This window comes from Nocardia sp. CDC153 (assembly GCF_035818515.1).
Classification (GTDB): domain Bacteria; phylum Actinomycetota; class Actinomycetes; order Mycobacteriales; family Mycobacteriaceae; genus Nocardia.
Map to the genome: position 1 here is coordinate 184,297 of NZ_JAYKYU010000003.1, position 24,110 is coordinate 208,406.

The 24,110-nt window shown below is 67.9% G+C and carries 22 protein-coding genes and 1 riboswitch; of the genes, 9 read left to right on the top strand and 13 right to left on the bottom strand.

Going from position 1 to position 24,110, the window contains the following annotated elements; all coding sequences use genetic code 11:
• Positions 1 to 30: 30 nt before the first annotated feature.
• From VMT65_RS17690 to VMT65_RS17715, 6 genes are all read right to left on the bottom strand, one after another.
• Positions 31 to 1,287 (bottom strand): lipid-transfer protein, encoded by a 1,257-nt coding sequence (locus VMT65_RS17690; protein ID WP_326309377.1) that lies wholly within the window; start codon positions 1,285 to 1,287, stop codon positions 31 to 33.
• A gap of 159 nt (positions 1,288 to 1,446) precedes the next feature.
• A complete protein-coding gene (locus VMT65_RS17695) occupies positions 1,447 to 2,091 on the bottom strand; it encodes a TetR/AcrR family transcriptional regulator (protein ID WP_326309378.1) in 645 nt (214 codons plus the stop codon).
• A gap of 594 nt (positions 2,092 to 2,685) precedes the next feature.
• A complete protein-coding gene (locus VMT65_RS17700; protein ID WP_442790284.1) occupies positions 2,686 to 3,951 on the bottom strand; it encodes an MFS transporter in 1,266 nt (421 codons plus the stop codon).
• Between the two features lie 199 nt (positions 3,952 to 4,150).
• Positions 4,151 to 5,551, bottom strand: coding sequence for an FAD-binding oxidoreductase (locus tag VMT65_RS17705; protein ID WP_326309380.1), 1,401 nt, complete (start codon positions 5,549 to 5,551; stop codon positions 4,151 to 4,153).
• 353 nt (positions 5,552 to 5,904) lie between these two features.
• A complete protein-coding gene (locus VMT65_RS17710; RefSeq protein ID WP_326309381.1) occupies positions 5,905 to 7,122 on the bottom strand; it encodes an NADP-dependent isocitrate dehydrogenase in 1,218 nt (405 codons plus the stop codon).
• A gap of 357 nt (positions 7,123 to 7,479) precedes the next feature.
• Complete coding sequence (locus tag VMT65_RS17715; RefSeq protein WP_326309382.1) at positions 7,480 to 8,976, bottom strand: MFS transporter; 1,497 nt, start codon at positions 8,974 to 8,976, stop codon at positions 7,480 to 7,482.
• A gap of 137 nt (positions 8,977 to 9,113) precedes the next feature.
• Here VMT65_RS17715 and VMT65_RS17720 point away from each other — a divergent pair, with 137 nt between their 5' ends.
• The 4 genes from VMT65_RS17720 to VMT65_RS17735 all read left to right on the top strand — a co-directional run bounded on the left by VMT65_RS17720 (position 9,114) and on the right by VMT65_RS17735 (position 12,921).
• Entirely contained in the window at positions 9,114 to 9,851 is a 738-nt protein-coding gene (locus VMT65_RS17720) for a TetR/AcrR family transcriptional regulator (RefSeq protein WP_326309383.1), read from the top strand.
• A 12-nt stretch (positions 9,852 to 9,863) separates the two neighbouring features.
• Positions 9,864 to 9,974, top strand: a riboswitch (SAM riboswitch).
• A 96-nt stretch (positions 9,975 to 10,070) separates the two neighbouring features.
• Positions 10,071 to 11,420, top strand: a complete 1,350-nt coding sequence (locus tag VMT65_RS17725) for a bifunctional o-acetylhomoserine/o-acetylserine sulfhydrylase (protein WP_326309384.1) — start codon at positions 10,071 to 10,073, stop codon at positions 11,418 to 11,420.
• Positions 11,417 to 12,580 carry a homoserine O-acetyltransferase MetX gene (gene metX / locus VMT65_RS17730; protein ID WP_442790261.1) on the top strand — a complete coding sequence of 388 codons (1,164 nt, stop codon included), beginning with the start codon at positions 11,417 to 11,419 and terminating at the stop codon, positions 12,578 to 12,580. Before VMT65_RS17725 ends, metX begins: the two co-directional genes overlap by 4 nt.
• Before the next feature lie 179 nt (positions 12,581 to 12,759).
• Complete coding sequence (locus tag VMT65_RS17735) at positions 12,760 to 12,921, top strand: hypothetical protein (RefSeq protein ID WP_167659831.1); 162 nt, start codon at positions 12,760 to 12,762, stop codon at positions 12,919 to 12,921.
• A 65-nt stretch (positions 12,922 to 12,986) separates the two neighbouring features.
• Here the strand turns inward: VMT65_RS17735 and VMT65_RS17740 are convergent, their stop codons facing one another.
• Together VMT65_RS17740 and sigJ are read right to left on the bottom strand one after the other, a co-directional pair.
• Positions 12,987 to 13,232 carry a DUF3017 domain-containing protein gene (locus tag VMT65_RS17740; RefSeq protein ID WP_326309385.1) on the bottom strand — a complete coding sequence of 82 codons (246 nt, stop codon included), beginning with the start codon at positions 13,230 to 13,232 and terminating at the stop codon, positions 12,987 to 12,989.
• Between the two features lie 215 nt (positions 13,233 to 13,447).
• Positions 13,448 to 14,293, bottom strand: coding sequence for an RNA polymerase sigma factor SigJ (gene sigJ, locus VMT65_RS17745; RefSeq protein WP_326309386.1), 846 nt, complete (start codon positions 14,291 to 14,293; stop codon positions 13,448 to 13,450).
• A 103-nt stretch (positions 14,294 to 14,396) separates the two neighbouring features.
• Here sigJ and VMT65_RS17750 point away from each other — a divergent pair, with 103 nt between their 5' ends.
• From VMT65_RS17750 to VMT65_RS17760, 3 genes are all read left to right on the top strand, one after another.
• A complete protein-coding gene (locus VMT65_RS17750; protein WP_326309387.1) occupies positions 14,397 to 14,807 on the top strand; it encodes a nuclear transport factor 2 family protein in 411 nt (136 codons plus the stop codon).
• Between the two features lie 25 nt (positions 14,808 to 14,832).
• A complete protein-coding gene (locus VMT65_RS17755; RefSeq protein ID WP_326309388.1) occupies positions 14,833 to 15,936 on the top strand; it encodes an AraC family transcriptional regulator in 1,104 nt (367 codons plus the stop codon).
• 94 nt (positions 15,937 to 16,030) lie between these two features.
• Positions 16,031 to 16,993 carry an alpha/beta hydrolase gene (locus VMT65_RS17760; protein ID WP_326309389.1) on the top strand — a complete coding sequence of 321 codons (963 nt, stop codon included), beginning with the start codon at positions 16,031 to 16,033 and terminating at the stop codon, positions 16,991 to 16,993.
• Here the strand turns inward: VMT65_RS17760 and VMT65_RS17765 are convergent.
• The 3 genes from VMT65_RS17765 to VMT65_RS17775 are packed head-to-tail and all read right to left on the bottom strand — an operon-like array spanning position 16,960 to position 18,647.
• Positions 16,960 to 17,334: a cupin domain-containing protein gene (locus VMT65_RS17765; RefSeq protein WP_326309390.1), complete on the bottom strand. Its 375-nt coding sequence runs from the start codon at positions 17,332 to 17,334 to the stop codon at positions 16,960 to 16,962. The genes VMT65_RS17760 and VMT65_RS17765 overlap by 34 nt on opposite strands.
• Positions 17,335 to 17,358: 24 nt before the next feature.
• The gene (locus VMT65_RS17770; RefSeq protein WP_326309391.1) at positions 17,359 to 17,649 is read right to left on the bottom strand and encodes a YciI family protein; all 291 of its coding nucleotides are present in this window, start codon (positions 17,647 to 17,649) and stop codon (positions 17,359 to 17,361) included.
• Between the two features lie 59 nt (positions 17,650 to 17,708).
• Positions 17,709 to 18,647 (bottom strand): amidohydrolase family protein, encoded by a 939-nt coding sequence (locus VMT65_RS17775; RefSeq protein WP_326309392.1) that lies wholly within the window; start codon positions 18,645 to 18,647, stop codon positions 17,709 to 17,711.
• A 188-nt stretch (positions 18,648 to 18,835) separates the two neighbouring features.
• On the opposite strand from VMT65_RS17775, the gene VMT65_RS17780 reads away from it, so the two are divergent.
• Complete coding sequence (locus VMT65_RS17780; RefSeq protein WP_442790285.1) at positions 18,836 to 19,312, top strand: tRNA (cytidine(34)-2'-O)-methyltransferase; 477 nt, start codon at positions 18,836 to 18,838, stop codon at positions 19,310 to 19,312.
• On the opposite strand, the gene VMT65_RS17785 is transcribed toward VMT65_RS17780, so the two are convergent.
• Positions 19,309 to 19,539: a DUF167 domain-containing protein gene (locus VMT65_RS17785; RefSeq protein WP_326309394.1), complete on the bottom strand. Its 231-nt coding sequence runs from the start codon at positions 19,537 to 19,539 to the stop codon at positions 19,309 to 19,311. The two genes, VMT65_RS17780 and VMT65_RS17785, sit on opposite strands and share 4 nt — an antisense overlap.
• 117 nt (positions 19,540 to 19,656) lie before the next feature.
• On the opposite strand from VMT65_RS17785, the gene VMT65_RS17790 reads away from it, so the two are divergent.
• Positions 19,657 to 20,631, top strand: coding sequence for a hypothetical protein (locus VMT65_RS17790; protein ID WP_326309395.1), 975 nt, complete (start codon positions 19,657 to 19,659; stop codon positions 20,629 to 20,631).
• A 72-nt stretch (positions 20,632 to 20,703) separates the two neighbouring features.
• Here the strand turns inward: VMT65_RS17790 and VMT65_RS17795 are convergent, their stop codons facing one another.
• Entirely contained in the window at positions 20,704 to 24,060 is a 3,357-nt protein-coding gene (locus VMT65_RS17795) for an error-prone DNA polymerase (protein ID WP_326309396.1), read from the bottom strand.
• Between the last annotated feature and the right edge of the window lie 50 nt (positions 24,061 to 24,110).

Here is a 24,110-nt window from a genome sequence, read left to right on the forward strand (position 1 = left end):
TGTAGTTCCCGCGATTGAAAAGGGCGGAGATCAGCGGTCCGCGCGCTGGTAGGCGGTGACGACGGCCGCGCCGCCGAGCCCGATATTGTGCTGCAGCGCGGCGGTGACGTTGTCCACCTGCCGCTTGTCGGCGGTGCCGCGCAGCTGCCAGGTGAGCTCGCTGCACTGCGCCAAACCCGTTGCGCCCAAAGGGTGTCCCTTGGAGATGAGCCCGCCCGACGGGTTCACCACCCACTTGCCGCCGTAGGTGGTCGCGCCGGAGTCGATGAGATGTCCGGCCTCGCCCTCCTTGGCCAGCCCGAGCGCCTCGTAGAGCAGCAGCTCATTGGCGGAGAAGCAGTCGTGCAGCTCGATGACCTGGAAGTCCTCGGGTCCGAGCCCGGCCTGCGCGTAAACCTTCTCGGCCGCTTGCACATTCATGTCGTAGCCGATGAGATTCTTGGCGCTGCCGTCGAAGGTGGACTGAAAGTCGGTGGTCATGGCCTGGCCGACGATCTCCACCGCCTGCCGCGACAGGTCGTGGCGGTCCACGAACTCCTCGCTGGCCAGAATGACCGCGCCCGAGCCGTCGGAGGTGGGCGAGCACTGCAGCTTGGTGAGCGGGTCGTAGATCATCCGCGAACCCAGGATGTCGTCGAGTGTGTACTCGTCCTGGAACTGCGAATACGGGTTGTTCACCGAGTGCTTGTGGTTCTTGTAGCCGATCTTGGCGAAGTGCTCGGCGGTGGTGCCGTACTTCTTCATGTGCTCGCGCCCGGCCGCGCCGAACATCCACGGGGCCACCGGGAAGAGCACCTCGGAGATCTCCGCGAGCGCCATGATGTGGCGGGCCATGGGCTGTTCGCGGTCGTCCCAGGTGGAGCCGAGCGAGCCCGGCTGCATCTTCTCGAAGCCCAGCGCCAGCGTGCAGTCGGCCAGCCCGCCCCGAATCGCCTGTGCCGCGAGGTAGAGCGCGGTCGAGCCGGTGGAGCAGTTGTTGTTGACATTGACCACCGGAATGCCGGTCATGCCCAGTTCGTAGACGGCGCGCTGACCGGAGGTGGACTCACCGTAGACGTAGCCGACATAGGCCTGCTCGATCTCGCGGTAGTCGACCCCGGCATCGGCGAGGGCCTTGGTCCCCGACTCCCGGGCCATGTCCGGGTAGTCCCAGTCGCTGCCGTCCTCGTTCTTGCGCCGCCCCGGCTTCTCGAACTTCGTCATGCCGACGCCGACGACAAAAACGCGGTTCGCGAAGCGACCCGATGTGGGGTGGGGGTGGGGCGACGGGTGGGCCTTGTTCGTCATCGAACTCCTCACATGGGGGTGCAGAAACAAACATACAAAGCTGTATGTAAGTAAGCAAGGGGATGTGCGGAATCCTGGCGGGAGTTACAAGATCAAGAGGTCAGGTTGATGCAGCGGCACATACAGCCGCGTCGGTATTGCGAACGAATCGGCCGGGCGTCAGTCGGCGATGCGAATGTCCGGCATGCCCGCGTCGGCGGCCATGCGCAGGTGCGCCGAGGCACGCAGCCAGCGGCGATGCGCGCGCTCGGGATCGGGAGAGATGAAGTTGCTCACCAGGATTCCGCGCAGCGTGTCCATGGCGGTGTAGGCGAAATCGCGAACGCTCTTGCGGTAGAGCTCGTTCGGCACCAGCTGGGCGACCGCCAGCAGCACGGCATTGTTGACGAACGGCTCGACCTTCTCCACCTCGGCGGCCAGCAGGCGATCGGTGCGCGCGGCCACCCAGAGTTCGACGGCGGCGATGAACAGCGGGCCCTGATGCAGCTCCCACATGAATTCCAGTGCGGTGCCGAGCGGATCGTCCCCCGCGCGCATGCGGTTGATCTCCTGCATGGCCGCCTCGGTCCGGCGCTGGGCCAGATGACTGACGGCCGCGACCACCAGGTCGTTCTTCGAGCCGAAGTGGTGCACCTGCGCACCCCTGGTCACCCCCGCCCGCTCCGCCACCCGCGGCGTCGTGGTCCCGGCGTACCCGTACTCCACGAGGCATTCGATGGTGGCGTCCAACAGCCGCGTGCGCATCTCGGTGCTGCGCTGCTCCTGCGTGCGGCGCGGCTGTTTGGAGACGGCGGAGCTGGTCATGCCAGGATCTTACACTTACATACACCGCTGTATGTTCGCGGTCGGATTGCGGGCCGGGTCGAACCCCGGCCCGCGACCGCGTCTCGGATCGACCCGCGCGGTCAGTTCTCGGAGTTGTACTCGCAGGCGCTGCAGGACCAGCCGCCATCGGTCATGACGCAGTCGTTGAGCCTCACGTTCTGGTTCCCCACCTGATCCCGGCAAGCGGTGGCACAGCTACCGAGATCGGGACCGCAACTCACCGGCCCGTTATCGTCGGCAGAGGCCACGGCGGGCACCGCCAAGCCAATGAGCAAACCTGCGGCGAGCACAGCGATTCGAACAGCACGCATGCTGAAACATCCTTTCCTGAACAGTGCGATGTCCGGTCGAGAGCGCTCGTATTCGGCCGATAACTCGACGAGATTAACTCCGTCGGCTGTGAATTCAGCTCAATGATCGCTGTGAGTCGGACGGCCCGAATGCGTACTGCGGCAACACTGTTCAGTACCACCACTGCCGAGTCCGCATGTTCACAGCAAACTCTGCTCGCGAATTCAGCCGTGCCACAGCGGCACCGCGGGCCGCGCCGGTCGGCCCGTGTCCGGGCAGGGGTCAGTCGAGGGTGCGTGATGTCGAGCGGGCGGCGAGGACGGTCACCGCGAACAGGGCGGTGCCCAGCACCGCCAGCCCGGCACCGACCGCAGCGGGGGCGGTGTAGCCCAGACCCGCCGCGATGACCAGGCCGCCGAGCCACGCTCCCGCCGCATTGGCGATGTTCAGGGCCGCGTGGTTGAGGGCGGCGGCGAGAGTCTGGGCGTCGTGGGCGACGTCCATCAGCCGGGTCTGGAGAGCCGGGGCCAGGGATGCGCCCGACGCGCCCACGAGGAACGCGCCGATGGCAGCGGTGTAGGGATTGTGGGCCGCCGCAACATAACCCGCGAGGATGACCAGCATTCCGATCATGGACACGAAGATGGCGCGGTCCACGCCCCGATCGGCCAGGACGCCGCCGAGGATATTGCCCGCCACCATGCCGAGGCCGAAGAGCATGAGCACCACCGGGACCAGGCCCACGGGCAGGCCCGCGACATCGGTGAGGGTGGTGGTGATGTAGGTGTAGACCGCGAACATGCCGCCGAAGCCGACCGCGCCGACGAGCAGGGTCAACAGCACCTGGGGGCGGCGCAGCGCGGTGAGTTCGGTGCGCGGGTCGGTCATGCGGACGCCGTGCAACTCCGGCACGAACCGGGCGATGGCGGCCACGGTCGCGAAACCGATCACGGCGACCACGATGAAGGCGTCCCGCCAGCCCAGATTCTGACCCAGCCAGGTGGCGGCGGGGACGCCGACGACATTGGCGGCGCTGAGGCCCAGCATAACGGCCGCAACCGCTTTGGCCCGCTGACCCACCGGGGCGAGCGAGGCCGCCGCCAGCGAGGCCACCCCGAAGTAGGCCCCGTGCGGGAGACCCGAGGCGAACCGGGCCACGGTCAGCGTCGCGAAATTGGGCGCGATCACGCTGGCGGCATTACCCAGGGCGAACGCGAACATCAAGGCCATGAGCAGCCGCTTGCGCGGCACCCGGGCGCACAGGGCGGCGATCACGGGCGCGCCGACGACCACGCCCAGGGCGTAGGCCGAAACGATGTGCCCGGCAGTCGGTTCGGAGACCTTCATGGATCCGGCGATGTCCGGCAGCAAACCCATGGTGACGAATTCGGTGGTGCCGATCCCGAATCCACCCAGGGCCAGCGCCAGCATGGCGGGGATGTGCCACTCGGTGCGCGGCGCCGGTGTCTCGGTGCGCGACCCCGGTGTCTCCGTCACAATCGACGGTTCGGCCGACGCGGAGGGGTCCGACGCGACGGGTCGGCGCATCGCCGCGTCGGGGTTGAGCGCGGTGGCGGCGGAGACGGATTCGGGCACAACCAAGCGCAACACATCGGCGAATGGTCGCGATACCGTCCAGTCCGGTGATTTCACTCACCGACCGGCCCGAATGATGGGCCGGCTCACTCCCCGCGACCCGCGCCGCATCCCGGCGGCGACCCGGTCCCGGGGAATCGTGCCGACCGGATCAGACGGTCGCCGGTGCCGCGGCCCAACTGGGATCGGCCTCGCCCAGGGGCGGGGCGACGGGAAAGTTACTGCGGAACAGGCCATCCGGATCGCGGCGGGCCTTGATATCCCGCAGCCTGGCCAGGGTCTCGGTGTCGAAGACGGCCGCGGGGTTCTCGCCGGAATCCAGGTAGGTGAACGGTTTCCGACCGCTCAGGTGCGGGCGCATCGCGTCCACGACCGCCGCCTGGCGCTCGACGACGAGCGCCTCGAATTCCGGAGTCGGGGCGGGGCCGAGTAGCGAGAGCAGATACGGCTCGGCAATGCCGCCCGCGCACCCCGCGTCGGCGGGCGGGGTGGCCAGCGCGCCACCGAGGTGCCGGATCTGGACGAGGGCGAGCGGACCCACGCTGCCCTGCGGCGCGGCGGCCGCCAGCAGCGCCTCACCGACCTCCGCGGAGAAATCGGTGAGCAGCTCGCCGCGCACCCGCGCCGGAGCGGGGTCGGTCGGCTCCATGCAGACCTCGCCGACCTGCGCGGCGTCCAACGGCCGCCGGGTGTCGAGCACCAGCCCCGCGATCTCGTCGAATCGACGCAACGGCCCGGTGACCGCACCCACCGCGACCACGTCGACCGCCACCATGGCCTGACCGCGCAGCGGCTCGGGAACCTGTGGGAACGGCGGGAATTGGATCAGCGTCAGCCAAAGGCTCAGTCCCGCTTCTGCTTCCGCGGTGGCCTCCTGGAATGCGGCGATCACCGCCGCGCTCCGCTCCGCGGGCCACAGCATGCGACCGCCGAAAAGCTCCGGCGCGTCGAACAATTCGAACTCCAGCCCGGTCACCAACGCGAAATCGCCGCCACCGCCGCGCAAGGCCCAGAACAGGTCGGGATTCGACTCCGCGGTCACCCGCCGCCGATCACCATCGGCGGTCACCACATTCAGCGCCCGCACCGCGTGCGCGGCATAACCGCGACTGCGCGCGAACCACCCGACACCACCGCCGAGGGTGTACCCGGCCACCCCCACCACCGCGGAACTCCCACAGGCCCCGGCCAATCCGTGCACCGCGGCCCGCTCCAACACCGGCTGCCACGCCACCCCGGCACCCACCCGCGCCACCCGCGAGGCCACATCGATCTCGACCTCATCCAGCGCCCGCGTAGTCACCAACACGGTCCCATCCGCCGCCGCCGACGGACTATGCCCCGTCGCCCGCGTACTCAACGACACCTCCGCCGCCGCCGCGAACCGCACCAGCCCCGCCGCATCAGCCGCGTCAGCTACTTCCACCACCGCCGAAACCCGCTGCCGCACAGCCAAATTCCAAGCCGCCCCGGCCTCCTCGAACCCCTCCTCCCCAGGCACCAACACCCGCCCCCGCACCACCTGCCGCAAATCCCGACCGAGACCAGACACAACTCCTCCTTCACCGCCGCGACCCCCGCGCCGAAATCCCGCGACCATCGCCCCAATATTGCGCAGCCCCCCACCCCGCGTTAACCACCCTTACGACATACCACCGCCACGGTCACCCCTCGCAAACCGTGGCGGCCCCCCATCCTCCCGCCCCGATCATGACCATTCCATGATCAACTCCCCTCCCCCACAACCCGCTTCAACACCCCCACCTCGCACCCTGCTCGTGGGGCGGAAAACAGATCGGGCACCCGCTCGCCCACCGGGTTTGGTGGGGGCAGGTGCCCGGGTGGTGCGGGGCGATGTATTGGCCGGGACTGTGGTCCCGGCCCCATCGTTGGTGCTTCGCGCTGTCAGCGCAGTTCGCGAGCGAGGTTGGCGTCCAGTACGCCGAGGAACTCCTCGGTGGTCAGGTAGCCCTGGTCGCCGCCGACGAGGAGCGCGAGGTCCTTCGTCATCTGGCCGGACTCGACCGTCTTGATGACGACATCCTCGAGGGTCTGGGCGAAGCCGATCACCTCGGGGGTGTTGTCCAGCTTGCCGCGGTGGGCCAGGCCACGCGTCCACGCGAAGATCGAGGCGATCGGGTTGGTGGAGGTGGGCTTGCCCTGCTGGTGCTGGCGGTAGTGGCGGGTCACGGTGCCGTGCGCCGCCTCGGCCTCACAGGTGCGGCCGTCCGGGGTCAGCAGCACGGAGGTCATCAGACCCAGCGAGCCGAAGCCCTGCGCCACGGTGTCGGACTGCACGTCGCCGTCGTAGTTCTTGCAGGCCCAGACGTAGCCGCCCTCCCACTTGAGCGCGGAGGCGACCATGTCGTCGATGAGGCGGTGCTCGTAGGTGAGACCGGCCGCGTCGAACTCGTCCTTGAACTCGGTCTCGTACACCTCCTGGAAGGTGTCCTTGAACATGCCGTCGTACGCCTTGAGGATGGTGTTCTTCGTCGACATGTACACCGGGTAGTTCTGCTGCAGGCCGTAATTCAGCGAGGCCCGCGCGAAGTCCCGGATGGACTCCTGGAAGTTGTACATGCCCATCACGACGCCGCCCTCTTCGGGCATCTTCACGACTTCCTGGACGATCGGCTCGGAGCCGTCCTCCGGGGTGAAGGTCAGGGTGACGGTGCCCGCCTGATGCACCTTGAAATCGGTGGCGCGGTACTGGTCGCCGAAGGCGTGGCGGCCGATGATGATCGGCTTGGTCCAGCCCGGAACCAGACGCGGAACATTCGAGATGATGATCGGCGCGCGGAAGATGGTGCCACCGAGGATGTTGCGGATGGTGCCGTTCGGCGACCGCCACATCTTCTTCAGCCCGAATTCCTTGACGCGGGCCTCATCGGGGGTGATCGTCGCGCACTTCACGCCCACGCCGTGCTTCTTGATGGCGTTGGCGGCGTCGATGGTGACCTGATCATCGGTCTTGTCCCGGTATTCGATGCCGAGGTCGTAGTACTCGAGGTTCACATCGAGATACGGATTGATCAGCTTGTCCTTGATGAACTGCCAGATGATCCGGGTCATCTCGTCGCCATCGAGCTCGACGACGGTCCCTTCAACCTTGATCTTGGACATGGATCTTCGTGTCCTCCTAGGAAGGTGGTGCTCCCATTGCACGGCCGGTGAGCACCGCTTGTAGCGGACCCCAGCTGTTCAACAGACAACGTATACGCATGGCGCTCGGCACGGGGCCTGTGGTGCCAGGTCCACGCACGCTGTGGCGTCAAGCAAGACAAGCGTACTGCTGCTATCGATCTCACCGCGCGGGCGGCCCCCGCTGTGCGGGAATTCAGTGCGGTTACCGATAAGTAGCTTTTCGGGTGACTTTCCGCACTTCCCAGCATGCGAAAAAGCCGTGGGCGATGGCAAGCCCGTTGCCATCGCCCACGGATATATTTTTTCGCTGCTCAGACGCCCACGTGCCCGGCGCGGTCAGACGCCCACATGCACCGCGTGCTCATCGCCTTCGAGCAGATTCTCCGGCTTGTCCCGGATCATGAACGCCGCGATCGGAATGCAGAGCAGGAAGAAAACCGCGCCGATCAGGAATGCGATGTCGTAGGAGTGGATCGAGGCCCGCTCCATCACATGGTCGATGGTCGCGTTATTGCGCACATACCGCTGCGCCACCTGCACCGAAATGGTGGTCAGCAGAGCCGTGCCGATCGAACCGCCGACCTGCTGCGCCGCGTTCAGCAGGGCGCTGGCCACACCCGAATCCTCGGCCTCGACCTGATGCAGCGCCGTGGTCTGCATGGACACGAACAGGAAGCCCATGCCGAGCGCGATCAGGATCATGGCGGGCAGCAGGGCGCTGGCGTAGCTGTCACCGAACTCGAGCCGCGACAGCCACAGCAGACCCGCCGCGCCGAGCACCGAACCCGCCAGCATCAGCGGCCGCGGGCCGATCTTGGGCAGCACCGCCGAGGCGATACCCGCCGACACCACGATCCCGGCCGGGAAGGGCAGGAACGCCACACCCGTCTTGAGCGCCGAGTAGTGCTCCACGATCTGCAGGTAGAAGCTCAGGTTCAAGAACATGGCGAACATGGCGATGGGCACCAGCAGCGCGATCAGATACGACCCGCCGCGGTTGATCTCACCCGGAATGCGCAGCGGCAGCAGCGGATTCGCGGTCCGCTTCTCGATCGCCACGAAGGCCGCCAGCAAGGCCACACCCGCGATGAACAGCGCCAGTGTGAGGGAGGCCGTCCAGCCGTCGGAGGCCGCGCGGCTGAAGCCGTAGACGATGGAGATCAGACCCAGGGTGACGGTGACCGCGCCCGGCAGGTCGTAGCCGCCGGTGCGGGGTGCGGGCACATCCTTGATCACGAAGGCGAACGCGCCGACCAGCGCCAGCAGCGCGACCGGGGTGTTGACCAGCAGCGACCAACGCCAGTTCGCGTACTCGACGAGCGCGCCACCGGCGATCAGGCCCAGCGCCGCGCCCGCCGCGGACACGCCCGCGAACACACCGAACGCGCGAGCGCGCTCCTTGGCCTCGGTGAAGGTCACCGACACCAGCGACAGCGCGGCCGGGGCCAGCAGCGCGCCGAACGCGCCCTGCAACGCGCGGCCCGCGAAGAGTTCGACCTGGCTCTGCGCGAGACCGGCCAGCGCCGAGGCCGCGGCGAAGCCGATCAGGCCGACCATGAGGATCCGGCGGCGGCCCAGGTAGTCGGCGAGGCGGCCGCCGAGCAGCAGCAGGCCGCCGAAAATCAGGGTGTAAGCGGTGAAGATCCACTGCTTGTCGCCATCGCTGATGTGCAGATCCTGCTGCGCGAAGGGCATGGCAATGGTGACGATCGTGGCGTCCAGGACCACCATGAGCTGCGCCATCGCGATCACGGCGAGCGCCCACCAGCGCCTGGAGTCTTTTGCGGGACTTGCTGTTTCGTCGGTACCGAGAGCGTCCGTCGCTACGGTCATGAGCCTCTCCTCTGGGGTTCGAAGGCAGCTTTCACCATACTGGCCCCCACCGACATTTGGCGTCAAGGGAAATTTGTCGCGGTGCGACAGTTGTCATATCGGGACAGTCCGGACCATTAAGGCCCTAAGATGGAGTCATGTCGGAGTTGTCAAGTCACATCGGTGTGATCTCGCGTCACCGCCCCGGCGTCCATGCCGACCGCCCCGGGTTGCGCGAGCGCAAGAAGCAGCAGACGCGGACCCGGATCATCGACGTCGCCCTGAAGCTGTGCGATGAGCAGGGCTTCGACGCGACCACCGTCGAGCAGATCGCCGACGCCGCGGATGTCTCACCGCGCACCGTGAACCGGTACTTCGACAGCAAGGAAGCGATCGTCATCGCGCCCATCGAGGGCTGGGGTCAGGCCCTCGCCGACGCCCTGCGCGCCCAGCCCGTCACCGGCGACGAGATGGAAGCGCTGCTCGCCGCCTTCCTCGCGGTGGTCGACCAGATCATCGAATCCGATGCGCCCGTGCCGTTTCGGTGGTTCCAGCAAATGCAGCGCATCTCCCGCGACAGCGTCGCGGTGCGCGCGCTCAGCATGGAGTCGGCCGATACCAAGACCCGCGCCATGACCGAGGTGCTCGCCGAGCGACTGCAGCTGCCGGAGGATCACCTCACCGTCCGGCTCATCGCCGCCACCTGGCACGGCATCGTGCGCGTGGGCATGGAGTGCGAGTTCGACTCCGACTCCGAGTTCCCGGACTGCACGACCGCGATGACCGCGCGCTCCCTCGCCGACAATGTGCTGGCCGCCTTCCACGAGTTCCGCCGGGTCTGCTGCGGATCGACTGTGGCGAGCCCCACTTCGGAGACGGCGGCCTCCGCCCGCTAGAATCTCGCAACAGGTCAAGAGCATCAGCGTCAAGCCCCGGCTAGCTGATCGGCAACCCTCCAGCTGCGGTGGGGTGCTCCGGGTGAGGACCGGGCGTTCGAAGGACGAACGCAAGCGCACCTAGGAGGTCTACCGAAATGTGTTGTTGTCGAAGCCCATTCGCTTCTCGATAACGTCAAACTTCCGCCATTCGGCGACCTTGTTTTTGGAGCAGAACACATGAGTGACTCGACCGCGCCCGCGGCCGTTGGGGCTGACGACACCCTCGACCCGGCCAACTGGTCCTTCGAGACCAAGCAGATTCACGCCGGGCAGGCCCCCGATTCGGCCACCGGAGCCCGCGCCCTGCCCATCTACCAGACCACGTCCTACGCCTTCCGCGACACCGATCACGCCGCCGCGCTGTTCGGTCTCGCCGAGCCGGGCAATATCTACACCCGCATCATGAACCCCACCCAGGACGCGGTGGAACAGCGCATCGCCGCCCTCGAAGGCGGTGTCGCGGCGTTGCTGCTGGCCTCCGGGCAGGCGGCGGAGACCTACGCGATCCTGAATCTGGCCGAGGCGGGCGACCACATCGTGGCCAGCCCGCATCTCTACGGCGGCACCTACAACCTGCTGCACTACTCGCTGCCCAAGCTGGGCATCGAGGTCAGCTTCGTCGACGATCCCGATGATCTCGAGCAGTGGCGCGCGGCCGTGCGGCCGAACACCAAGGCGTTCTACGGTGAGACCGTTGCCAATCCGTCCAGCTCGATCCTGGACATTCCGGGGATCGCGGAGGTCGCGCACGCTGCCGGTGTGCCGCTCATCGTCGACAACACCGTCGCCACCCCGTACCTGATCCAGCCGCTGAAGCTGGGCGCGGACATCGTCGTGCATTCGGCCACCAAGTATTTGGGCGGACACGGTTCGGCGGTCGCCGGTGTGATCGTGGACGGCGGCACGTTCGATTGGACCGTGCGGAACGAAGCGGGCGAGTCCCGCTTCCCGGGCTTCACCACCCCCGATCCGAGCTACCACGGCGCGGTCTTCGCCGATCTCGGCGCGCCCGCCTACGCGCTCAAGGCGCGCGTGCAACTGCTGCGCGATCTGGGCGCGGCGGTCTCGCCGTTCAACGCCTTCCTCATCGCGCAGGGCATCGAGACGCTGAGCCTGCGTATCGAGCGGCACGTGGCCAACGCGCAGGCGGTGGCGGAATTCCTCGCCGGGCAGCCGGGCGTCGAGAAGGTGTACTACGCGGGCCTTCCCGACTCGCCCTGGTTCGAGCGTGGCAAACAGCTGGCACCCAAGGGTGTCGGTGCCATCGTGTCGTTCGAACTGGCCGGTGGCGTGGACGCGGGCAAGAAGTTCGTGGAGGCGCTGGTGCTGCACAGCCATGTCGCTAACATCGGGGATGTGCGCTCGCTCGTCATCCATCCGGCCTCCACCACGCACTCCCAGCTGACGCCCGCCGAGCAGTTGGCTTCCGGCGTCACGCCTGGTCTGGTGCGTTTGGCCGTGGGCATCGAGGGCATCGGCGACATCCTGGCGGATCTGCGCGCCGGACTGACGGCGGCGGCAAGTTGACCGTGAACATCGAATCGAGGACGTCCCGTCACGCGGCCGAGCTGTTGCTGCCGCCGCCGGACGGGACGCTCGCGAGCATTGCCATCGGGGATGTGGAGCTCGAGTCCGGAGCCGTCATCCCCGATGTAACGCTGGCCGTGCAACGGTGGGGCGAACTTTCCGAGAACGCCGACAACGTGGTGCTCGTCGAGCACGCGCTGACCGGTGATTCGCATGTGGTGGGCCCCGCCGACGTGCACCACAGCCAGCCCGGGTGGTGGGACGGCATTGTCGGTCCCGGTGCACCGGTGGACACCCGCGAATGGTGTGTCATCGCCACCAATGTGCTGGGCGGCTGTAAGGGCAGCACCGGCCCGGCCTCGCTGGCCCCGGACGGAAAGCCTTGGGGCGCACGGTTTCCCGAGATCTCGATCCGCGATCAGGTGACCGCGGAGGCCAAGCTGTTCGATCTGCTCGGCATCGAGCGGCTGGCCGCGGTGCTCGGCGGGTCGATGGGTGGCATGCGGGTGCTGGAGTGGATGGTCGGCAGCCCGCAGCGCGTGGGCGCGGCGCTGGTGTTGGCGGTCGGCGCGCGCGCCACCGCCGACCAGATCGGCACCCAGACCACCCAGCAGGCCGCCATCAAGGCCGATCCGAACTGGCAGGGCGGCAACTATCACGGCACCGGGCGCGCGCCCATGGCCGGAATGGGTATCGCCCGGCGCATCGCGCACCTGACCTACCGCACCGAGTTCGAGCTGGACCACCGGTTCGAGAACCACGCCCAGGGCAATGAGGATCCCCGGGCGGGTGGGCGCTACGCGGTGCAGAGCTATCTGGAGTACCAGGCGGACAAGCTGATCTCGCGCTTCGATCCGGCCACCTATGTGCTGCTCAGCGAGGCCATGAACCGCCACGACGTGGGCCGCGGGCGCGGCGGCGTCGAGGCGGCGCTGGCATCGACGCCGGTGCCGTGCGTGGTCGGCGGGGTCGACTCCGATCGGCTCTACCCGCTGCGCACCCAGCAGGAGCTGGCCGATCTGCTGCCCGGTTCCAAGGGGCTCGAGGTCATCCACTCCAAGGACGGCCACGACGGCTTTCTGACCGAGTTCGAGGCGGTCGGCAAGCTGGTGCTCGAGACGATGGATCTGGCCCGCGCCCAGCGCGAGTCCGGTCGCTGAACAACCGCTGCAATTCCGCTGCATTTCCGCTGCCGCAACGGCAGCGCGTTACCGCGCGTATCGTGGCTGTTTCGCGTGAATTGTCCTGACGCGCTTCCGGTTTCGCGCATATGACACATCGGTAACCGCTCGCCTCGAATACGTGTGCTCCGGGCCCGGCGGTCGTAATGTATTCAGCTATGACCGCCGCATTCGATGACATGGATCTCCGCGATCTCGTCGATCTGCTCTCCGAGGACGAGCAGCGTGAACTCCGCCCGGCCATACTCCGCGTCCTACACCGACTTCCCGACCAGGAAGTATTACGCCGGGAACTCGGCCGCCGCATCACCTCGGTTTAATCAGCAATCCCCGATCAGATCTCAGCGCCGCGACCCTTCGGTCGCGGCCCCGACCTCGACGCGTCCTACGTGACGCCGAGGCTGCTGATGGTCGCGGCCAGCGCGATGATCGCGCCGCCCAGCACCGTCAGCCACGCGACATCGAACCCCTTGCTGCGCACCGCGAGCAGCCCCGCCCGATCGGACGGCAGAATCAACCGCAGCGCCGCCCCCAACAGCGCCGCCCCGCCGAAGAAGAACGTCCCCCGCCGCCACCGATCCCAGGCGAGAAACACGACGGCCACCACCAGCACCCCCGCCACCAGCAACATCGGCAGATTCTCCCTCAGAAACCCCCCGACACGACTGCTGCGACTCCCGGCTGCGGCATGGGCTGAATTCACCGCACGAGCTTAACCGTCGGGGCAGGCATCTGGACCGCTGCCACCAGGAGTGGTCGACCTGGACCCGCACTCCACGAGAATGCAATCGAGCAGGGCTCTTCTCGGCGTTTGCCTGCTGGATTGCATGCTCGTCGATTCGAACATCAGGGGAGGTTGGTTAGTTTGGCGGGGTTGAGGATTAGGTGGATGGCTTGGATTTGGTTGTGGGGGGTGAGGTCCAGGGATAGGACTGCCCAGGTTGAATTCGCTTTGTGGAGGATTGCGGTTGGGGCGCCGTTGATTTCGGCGAAGCGGGGGGTGAGGGTGGGGGGCCAGGCCCAGGTGACCGAGCAGAGGTAGGCGGTCACCGTCGAGCGGCCGCGCAGGGGTTCGCGCGGGGTTTCGGAGGTGCCGTTCGCGTCGGCGCGGAAGACGACGTCGGGGGCGAGGAGGTGGGTGAGGAGGGTGAGGTCGCCGTTTGCCGCGGCGGAAAGGAAGCGTTCGGTGAGGGCGCGGTGTTCGTCGGGGGCGGCGCGGTGGCGGGGGCGGCGGGATTCGAGATGCTTGCGAGCTCGGTAGACGAGTTGGCGGGTGGCGCGTTCGGTGCGGCCGAGGAGGTCGGCGATCTCGGCATGTTCGAAGCCGAAGGCCCCGTGCAGGACGAAGGCGACGCGTTCGGCGGGGTCCAGCGATTCCAGGACCACCAGCAGCGCCATCGAAACCGATTCGGCGAGTTCGAGATCGGAGTCGGGGCCGGTGAGCAGCGGTTCGGGTAGCCAGGGGCCGATATAGGTCTCGCGCCGCGCCCGGACCTTGCGCAGCTGGTCGATGGCGAGCCGGGAGACCAGGCGGAACAGGTAGGCGCGCGGCTGGGCGACGGTGTCGTGATCCACGCGCTGCCAGCGCAGCCACGCCTCCTGCAGCACGTCGTCGGCGTCGGCGCGGCTGCCCAGCATGCGGTAGGCCGCCGCGAAGAGTTCGGTGCGGTGCTGTTCGAAATCCACGCTCATACCTGATCGACGGTACGGGCCGGTCGAACGTCACGCGTGACGCGGGTGCCCGGCGATCCGTCATTCCGGTAGCACCCCTTTGGCTTTCGAAAGGACGGATTCCGTGAGCATCGACCAGCAAGACACCCGCACCGAGGTCAACCGCACCGTGGTGCGTGACCTCTACCGCCATGTGGCCGCCGGAGACCTGGAGGCCGGATTCGCCCTACTGCACGACGAATTCGTCTCCCACAACCCGCGCGTGCCCCACGATCCGGCGACCGGCACCGGCAAGCAGGCGTTCCGCGACTTCTTCGCCACCCCGGCCGGGCAGGCGCTCGCCACCGCGGACCAGGAGGTGGTGCGCGTGCTCGCCGACGACGATCTGGTGGCCGTGCACGTCCGCCTGACCGTCGCCGGAACCGATATGGCGATCGTCGACCTGTGGCGTCTGCGCGACGGCCTCGTGGTCGAGCACTGGGACGTCGTCCAACCCGTCCCCGACCCCCTCCCCCATCCGCACGGTATGTTCTGAGCCGACCGGCGGTATATTCCGCCGAATGTTCGAAGGCACTGTTCCGGCTCGTACCGCCGCGCCCATCTATTCCCATGCGGTGCGGGTGGGGGTTCCGGCCGGACTGCTTCGCGGTATCCCGGGGCTGGATGTGGGGGTGTTCGGGGAGGAGCTCGTTCGGATTCCCGCGGGGCCGGTGGGGCAGGCATGGCAGCTGATCGATGAGATCGGCGGGGACGGAGTCGGTTCGGCGATGTCGGCCGCCTCCGAGCGCGGTTGCTTCGGAGTGTGGGACTACCTGTTCGCCACCGGGGCGACCCTCGCCGAGAGTCTTCGCACCGTGCACGAATTCCGGCCCCTGGTGGCCAGTCCGACCGCGGGCGGGGCGATCATCGTGGACGGCGGGCTGCTCACCATTCGCGAGGCCACCGCCCCGTCGCCCGCGGCCGTCATTCCGGCTCGTGAGGAGTTCACGCTCGCGCTCATGCTGCGCCGGGCGCGCGAAGCCACCGGGGTACCGCTGGTCCCCGTTCGGGTCAGGCTCACCCAGGACGCGCCCCGCACGCACGAACACCTGGTCGAGGTATTCGGCACTCGCAGAATCGAGTTCGGCGCTCCCCACCCGGAGATGTCCTTTCTCGACGCCGCCGATCTTCCGATCGACAGCGACCCGCACCAGGCTCGCGTGCACCGGCACTACGCCGAGCTGCTCATGTCGTCGTTTCGGGTCGCGGGAGATTGGAACAGCACGCTGCGCAGCGTGATTCACGAATCCATGCTGCACGGCACGACAGACCTGCGCTGGGTCGCGGATCGGCTCGCGGTGGGTCCGCGCACGATTCAGCGCCGGTTGCAGGAACAGGGCACCACCTGGCGCGACGAGGTCGAGGCGGTCCGATACGACCATGCGGTGAATCTGCTGCGCAACACCGATCTTCCGATCAGTTCGGTGGCGGCGCGACTCGGATACAGCGACGTCAGGACGCTGCGCCGCGCGTTTCTCCGCTGGAACGGGCTGCCGCCGAGCGATTTTCGCCGGGACAACTGTGGTGGTGACGCCGCACACGCGACTCCGGAGGCATGGCGTCAAATGCCCCCTACCGTGGCGCGTTCCGTCCCCCGATCGGTTTCGGAAACGACCCTAGACTGAGTCTTCCGAGCATCCGCAACATTCTCGCTATCGAATCTTGCGGTTAACCCGAACTTATGCGACCGGATGTCCTTGGTCGTAGGAAAGGAGTCCGATGGTGAGTCCGGAAATGCGGGAGATGATCGACCGATTGCGTCTTCGCATGGTCGACCGCGCCGCCGCGCCGCCTCCGCTCGACGTCATGCGCGAGCACTTCACCCTGACCGGCCTGCCGCCGTATCCGATGGCCGATGATGTTGTCGCACAGCCGATTTCCGATTCCCCGGTGCCGGGGTTCTGGCTCGACGGCGCGGACGCCCGCCCCGATCGCGTGCTGTTGTTCGTGCACGGCGCCGGGTTCGCGCTGGGGTCCGCGCGCAGTCACGGGGAACTGGCCACGCGCATCGGGCGAGCCGGTCGAGCGCGCGTACTGTTTCCCGAGTATCGGCTCGCGCCCGAACACCCGTATCCGGCGGGCCCGCAGGATGTGCTCGCGATCTGGCGCTGGCTGCGCGAGGACCAGGGTGTGCCCGCGAATTCGATTGCCGTGGCCGGTGATTCGGCTGGCGCGAATCTGCTGCTCGGGCTGATACTCGCCCTTCGGGAGCGGGGCGAGGAGCAGCCGACGGCCGCGGTGTTCCTCTCCCCCGCCCTCGATCTGTCCGGCTCCGGAGCATCCATGGTCGAACAGGACGGCGTGGACCCCATCTTCACCCCCGCGATGATCCACGGCATCTTCGCGCGCTACCTGGCGGGCACCGATCCCCGATCCCCCGCGGTCTCACCGCTTTTCGCCGACTTGGCGGGTCTCCCGCCGACCCTGGTCCAGGTGGGTTCGGCCGAAGTCGTGCTCAGCGACTCCGAGCGCTTCGCCGCCAAGGCCGACGCGGCCGGTGTCGACGTGACCCTCGAGGTCGCTCCCGACCTGCCGCACGTCTATCAGGCGATGCGCGACACCCCCGAAGCCATCGCCGCGACCGACCGAATCGGCGAGTTCCTCGACCGCCACTGGCAACTCGGCTCGGGACCCTCGTCCGGGCCCGGTCAGCGCGCCCAGGGGGCGACGACCGGATCCTGACCGGGAATCAGACCCTGCCCGCCCACGGGGAGGATCACGATGGCCTCGAACGGCTCATCACCCGGATTGGACAGGGCGAACTGCTGAAATGCGGGCACCACCAAGGCATCTCCGGACTCGACGGTGAGCGTCTGCTCCCCCATCGTCACCCGGAGGGTGCCCGACAGGGCGATGAAGATCTCCTCGCGGTCGAGCGCATGCGGTGGCGCGTCCACACCCGGATTCAGGGTCAGCCGCCAGGCGCAGTTCTCGGTCGAGCCGCGGCTGGGTGCGGCCAAGCCGACGAAGGAAGCGTGGTCGTTGCTGAAACGGGGGGCCTCGACGTCCCTGATCAGTGGCATGCTGTCTCCTCGATGGTGATGTGATCAGGCGATTCGGTCGAGGTCCTCGACGCCGGTCTTGACGTCCCAGACCAGGATCTCGTACTGCCCGATCTTGAACTCGGTGAACGGATCGTGGTCGCGGATTCGATCCAGGGTCTCGACATCGGGTACGCGCAGCAGGAACCCGCCGCCGAAATGCGGCTGGAACGGGCCCGAGGCGATCAGCAGACCTTGCTTCTTCAAGCCGCGCAGATACTCGCGGTGCGCTTCCCTGAGTGCTTCATCGACTTCTTCCAGCGGAAGTCGGTACCGGACGATGACGAGTGCATACATTTCGCAAACCTACTTTCAACTGGTGCAACGACTTTCGACAGTCGAGGTGGATGCCTTGCTCAGCGGCCGAGGACCGCGGCGGCATTGTGGTCGAGAACTCGGGCGGCATCCGCGGCGGGCAGGGCGTCCTGGATGGAGGTCACCGCGCGGCGCAGCAGATCTCCGCTCTGATAGGGGAAGTCGGTGCCCAGCACGAGCCGGTCGGCGCCGAAGGATTCGGCGGCGGCGCGCAGGGCGGGCAGGTGGCCATGGCTCACGGTGTCGAACCACAGTCGGCGTACCGCCAGGCTCGGGCGTTCGGGGGTGTCGGGCGATTCCCATTGGTACTGATTGTCGGCGCGCTGCAACAGCATCGGCAGTGCGCCGCCCAGATGGGAGAGCACGATCCGAATGCCGGGGTAGCGCGAGGGAATACCGGCCAGGATGAGGTGCATGGCGGCGATCGTGTCCTCCATGGGTGCGCCCACCATCCATCGCATGTGGTGTTCGGCGATGAGCGGGGTGCGGGCGTCGTGGCCGGAGGGGTGGATGTAGAGGACGGCGCGGCGGCGGTCGAGTTCGGCGAACAGCGGCGCGAACAGTGGATCGGCGAGGGAGCGGCCCAAGATGTCGGTGGTCACCGCGACCCCGGCGAAGCCGAGATCATCGAGGCCGCGCGCCATTTCGGTCAAGGCGGCGTCGAGGTGGGGCAGCGGCAGGGCGGTGAAGGCCGAGAACCGGTCCGGGTATTGCGCGACGATCTTGGCGTACAGGTCGTTGGCGGTGCGGGCGGCGTGCACCGCGTGATCAGGGTTGTCGAAATGTGGGCTCTGCGGGGTCACCGACAGCACCTGGTGCTCGATGCCCGCGGAATCATTGAGTGCGAAGCGCGCTTCCAGTTCGGCGACGGTGTCACCGGCGCCCATCCCGCGCTGGGTGGCGGTGTCGGTGCGCCCGTAGGAGTCGAGGAGGTCGAGGTAGTCCTCGCTCCAGAGGTGAGCATGGATGTCGATACGCACGAGAACTCCTTGGGATGCGACGTTGATGACCTACGCCGAATCTAGGAGCGGTGACGGCGCCGACCTGGGGACCGAACGCGTCTTTCAGGGGGCCATTGATGCCACACCGCGGCCACCGCCGACCGGTCGGCCCTGACGCCGGCGGCGTGGGCAGGACTCCCCCGCACGAGCTCGACCGGCCCTCTGCGATGCTGGAGCGCGTGTTCCATCTCGTGTTCTTCGAACCCCGGATTCCGCCCAATACCGGCAATGCCATTCGACTGGCCGCCGGGACCGGCTGCGAGCTGCACCTGATCGAACCGCTCGGCTTCGACCTATCCGAGCCGAAGCTACGCCGGGCCGGGTTGGACTACCACGACCTGGCCGTTGTCACCGTGCATCCGAATCTCGCCGCCGCGTGGGAGGCCATCGCACCCGAACGGGTCTTCGCCTTCACCGCCGCGGCCACCACGCACAACACCGAGATCGCCTATCGCAAGGGCGATGTCCTGCTCTTCGGGCCCGAACCGACCGGGTTGCCCGAGCAGGTGCTCGCCGATCCCCGCGTGACCGAGCAGTTGCGCATTCCCATGCTGCCGGATCGCCGGTCCATGAATCTGTCCAATGCCGCGGCCGTCGCCGTGTACGAGGCCTGGCGGCAGTTGGGTTTTCCTGGGGCGGTCTAGTCGTCGATCTCGAAGCGCTTGAAGCGGGATGTCGCCCCGCCGGTTAGGCGCACCGCCGACTTGGGAACCCCGTAGTGGGAAGCCAGCAGTTCGATCGCGGCCTTGTTGGCCTTGCCCTCCACGGCCGGAGCGCGCACGTACAGCTGTAAGGCCCCGTCGTCGAGAATCTCGACCAGGGGGCCTTTCTTGCTGCCGGGCTTGATGGTCGCCCGGACCACTGTGGGCACGCCGCGCTCCTCTCCTGGATGTCCGCGCCATTATCTCGGACGAGCGATCGAGGCGAGGACGACGTAGTGTCGCGAGTGCCGTGGCGGCAGGTCGGTCGCCCGGGAAGGAAAGTGAAGATGTTCAAGCGTTTGCCATTGCTGCTCTCGGCCGTGGTGGGGGTGATCCTCCTGACGGCGGGCACGGCCGCGGCCGGACCGACCGTCGTGCACGACGATATGAACGTCCTGGATGTCGCCAAGGTGACGAGCGCCGGGAACGAGCTGTCGAATCCGGTGCAGATCTTCACCACCGACAAGTTCTCCGACAATCGCGGCAAGTTCGATCAGGAGGCGCAGAGCCACGTCTCCGGCGCGACGGACGTGGTCTTGGCCATCAATACCAAGTCGCATTTCTTCGACGTCCGCACCGGGTCGAACTCGCACATCCGGGACACCAATTCCGCGGGCGCGGCCTTCAAGAACGCCTTCGGCAACGGCGACTACACGGCCGCGACCATCGCGGCCCTGGGCGCGCTGAAGTCGGCGAGCGACCAGCCCGCGCCGACCAAGGCCGGTAACCCGGCGCCCGCCCCGGCGGCCAAGCCCGCGACCAAGAGCAGCGGCTGGGGCTGGCTCGGCCTGCTGTGCCCGATCCTGGTCATCGGCGGCATCATCGCGGCCGTGTTCGCCTTCATTCGGCGGCGGCGCAATCCGCCACCGCCCGCCCAGTTCGGTGGCCCGGGTGGCGGTTTCGGCGGCTACGCCCCGGGCGGTCCCGGCTACGGCGGCCCGGGCTACGGCGGTCCGGGCTACGGCGGTCGTCCCGGCATGAGCCCAGGCGCCGCGGCCGGTCTCGGCGCGGTGGGCGGTGCGGTCGGCGGCGGCCTGCTCGGCTACGAACTCGGGCGTATGGAAGGCGAACGCGAAGAGCGCGACCGCAACGATTACGGCCCGCCCCCGGAATCCGGCGGCTACGACCCGGGCAACCAGCAGTGGGGCGGTGGCGGAGGCGACTACGACTTCGGCGGCGGAGACTCCGGCGGCGGCGATTTCGGCGGCGGCGGTGACTTCGGCGGCGGTGGCGACTCCGGCGGAGGCGGCGGCGACTTCTGACCGCTGCTTCGCCTGCGGCGAAAACCTTTGGCGCGCCCGGTACTTCACCCGAAGTGCCGGGCGCGTCGGCGTTCAGCGGAAGTCGCGGGAGCGGCCTTCGATGCGCAGATCCATGCGCTGCAGGTATTCGGCGACGATGGTGACCGCGCCCTCGGCGTTCTGGACCCGGCCGCGGATGAGCAGGGCCGGGGCGGTGGTGGCGAGGCGGCGGTAGCGGGCCCACAGGCCGACCGAGCAGACCACGTTCACCATGCCGGTCTCGTCCTCCAGATTGAGGAAGGTGACGCCGCCCGCGGTGGCCGGACGCTGCCGGTGGGTGACCGCGCCACCGACGAGAACCCTTGCGCCGTCGCGAATGTCGAGCAGTCGGGCGGCGGGGATGACGCCCAGCGCGTCGAGGCGTTCCCGGAGGAATTCGGTCGGGTAGCTGCCGGGTGAGACGCCGGTGGCCCACACGTCGGCGGCGGCCAGTTCGAGGGCGCTCATGCCGGGCAGGGCGGGTGCCGCGGTGGCCGCGCCGGTGCCGGGCAGGCGGTCGGGGCGTTCCCCGGCGGCCGCGCCCGCGGCCCACAGCGCCTCGCGGCGGGTGGCGCCCAGACTGCCCAGCGCGCCCGCGGTGGCCAGCGCTTCCGCCTGTGGCACAGTCAATTCCACGCGTCCGGTGAGGTCGACGAACGAGGTGTAGGGCCCGCCGCTCGCGCGGGCGGCCACGATCTGTTCGGCCAGATCGGTGCCGATGTGGCGGACCGCGGCCAACCCCATCCGGATCTCCATGCCCTTCGCTTCGAGGGTCGCCTCGGCCAGGCTGTGGTTGATATCGGGCCCGTGCACCGCCACCCCGTGCCGCCGGGCATCGGCGACCAGCGACTGCGGCGAGTAGAACCCCATCGGCTGGGCGCGCAGCAGTCCGGCGCAGAAGGCCGCCGGATGATGCAGTTTGAACCAGGCCGAGTAGAACACCAGCGAGGCGAAGCTCTGCGAATGGCTTTCCGGGAAGCCGAAATTCGCGAAGGCGTACACCTTCTCGTAGATGCGGTCGGCGACCTCGCCGGTAATGCCGTGCAGATCCTTCATGCCCTGGTAGAAGCGGGCCCGCAGCCGCTCCATCTTCAGCGTCGAACGCTTGGACCCCATGGCGCGGCGCAGTTGATCGGCCTCGGCGGCGGTGAATCCGGCGATATCCACGGCCATCTGCATGAGCTGTTCCTGGAACAGCGGGATGCCGAGGGTGCGCGACAGCGAATTCTCCAGTGCCGGATGGTCGTAGACGACTTTCTCCCGGCCATTGCGACGGCGGATGTAAGGATGCACCGACCCGCCCTGGATCGGCCCGGGCCGAATGAGCGCGACCTCCACGACCAGGTCGTAGAACTTCCGCGGCCGCAAGCGCGGCAGCGTCGCCATCTGCGCCCGGGATTCCACCTGGAACACGCCGACCGAATCGGCGCGGCACAGCATGTCGTAAACGGCTTTCTCGCCCAGGTCCAGCTGATGCAGTTCGACGGTCTGCCCCTTGTGCTCGGCCACCAGGTCGATCATGTAGTGCAGCGCCGAGAGCATGCCCAGCCCGAGCAGATCGAATTTCACCAAACCCGCTGCGGCGCAGTCGTCCTTGTCCCACTGCAGCACACTGCGATTGGCCATGCGCGCCCATTCCGTCGGGCACACGTCGGCGATGGGGCGATCGCAGATCACCATGCCGCCGGAGTGAATGCCCAAATGCCTGGGCAATCCCTCCAATTCACCGGCGAGCGCCAGCACGTCGTCGGGAATATCGGTGTGCTGTTCGGCCGCCACCCCCGTCCACCGACTCACCTGCTTGCTCCAGGCATCCTGCTGTCCGGTCGAAAACCCCAGGGCGCGTGCGGCATCGCGGACCGCGGACCGGCCGCGATAGGTGATCACATTGGCCACCTGCGCCGCGTACTCGCGCCCGTATTTGGCGTAGACGTGCTGGATCGCCTCCTCGCGCCGATCCGATTCGATATCCACGTCGATATCGGGCGGCCCGTCCCGCTCCGGCGACAGGAAACGCTCGAACAGCAGCTGATTCTCGACCGGATCCACATTGGTGATGCCGATGGCGTAGCAGACCGCCGAATTCGCCGCCGAACCCCGGCCCTGACACAGGATGTCATTGGTGTGGCAGAAGTCGACGATGTCGTGCACGACCAGGAAGTAGCCCGGAAACTTCAGCTCCGCAATGACTTCCAGTTCGTGTTCCAACTGCCGGTAGGCCTGCTCGTTGCCCGCGCGCGGGCCGTAGCGCCGGGCCGCGCCGCGAAAAGTGAGCTCGCGCAGCCACGAGTTCTCGTCATGCCCCTCCGGCACGTCGAAGGGCGGCAGTTGCGGTGCGATGAGCCGCAGGTCGAAGGCGCATTCCCGGCCCAGCGCAACGGCATTCGCCACCGCCCGCGGGCAGGCCGCGAACAGCCGCGCCATCTCGTCGCCGGAGCGCAGGTGCGCGCCGCCGGTGGGCGCGAGCCAGCCCGCCATCTCATCGAGGCTGGAGCGGGCCCGAATGGCCGCCAACGCCATGGCCCGCCGCCGCTGCGGGGGTGCGGCGAAATGCGCTCCGGTGGTGGCCACCACGGGCAGTCCGACCCGGTCGGCGAGCGCGATGAGCCGGGCATTGCGCTCGTCGTCCTCCGGAATCCCGTGGTGGGTGAGCTCCACGCTCACATGCTCGCGGCCGAAGCGCTCCACCAGCTCGCGCAGTGCCGCCTCGGCCGCCGCGTCACCCTGTGAGAGTGCCTGTCGCACGGTCCCTTTCCGGCATCCGGTGAGAATGTGCCAGTGCCCGCCCGCGGCCTCGGTGAGGCGGTCCAGGTCGTAGCGCAGAATGCCCTTCTCCCCCGCCGCCATGTGCGCGGCGGCCATCTCCCGCGACAGCCGCCGGTAGCCTTCCTGACCGCGGGCCAGCACCAGCAGGTGCGGTCCGGCCGGGTCGGGGGTGCCGGTGCGCGGCTCGGAATTCAATGCGTCCGTGTCGTTTTCGCGGCCGCGTCGGCGACCGCGCGGGACCAGATGCGCGCCCGCGCGGGCGGCGGTGCCGATGGACAGTTCGGCTCCGAAGATGGTCGGCATCCCCCATTCCCGCGCCGCCTCCGAGAAGCGCACCACCCCGTAGAACCCGTCGTGATCGGTGAGCGCGAGCGCCTCCAGGCCGAGCCGGACCGCCTCCTCCACGAGTTCCTCGGGCTGGCTGGCGCCGTCGAGGAAGCTGTAGGCCGAGTGCGTGTGCAGTTCGGCGTAGGGCACCGCGGATTTCCCGGCCCGCAGTGCCCCGGCCTCGTACTTCTCGCGCTTGCGGGACCAGGCCGGGCTGTCGCCGCCGTCACCGTCGACCGGTTTGCGCGCCGGATCGGGTCGCCCGGACAGCACCCGTTCCATTTCCGCCCACGACGGCGGGCCGTTGTGCCAGCCCACGACCCACCTCCTCCGCAATCCGACCGGTCTCGAGTATCGAACATACATTC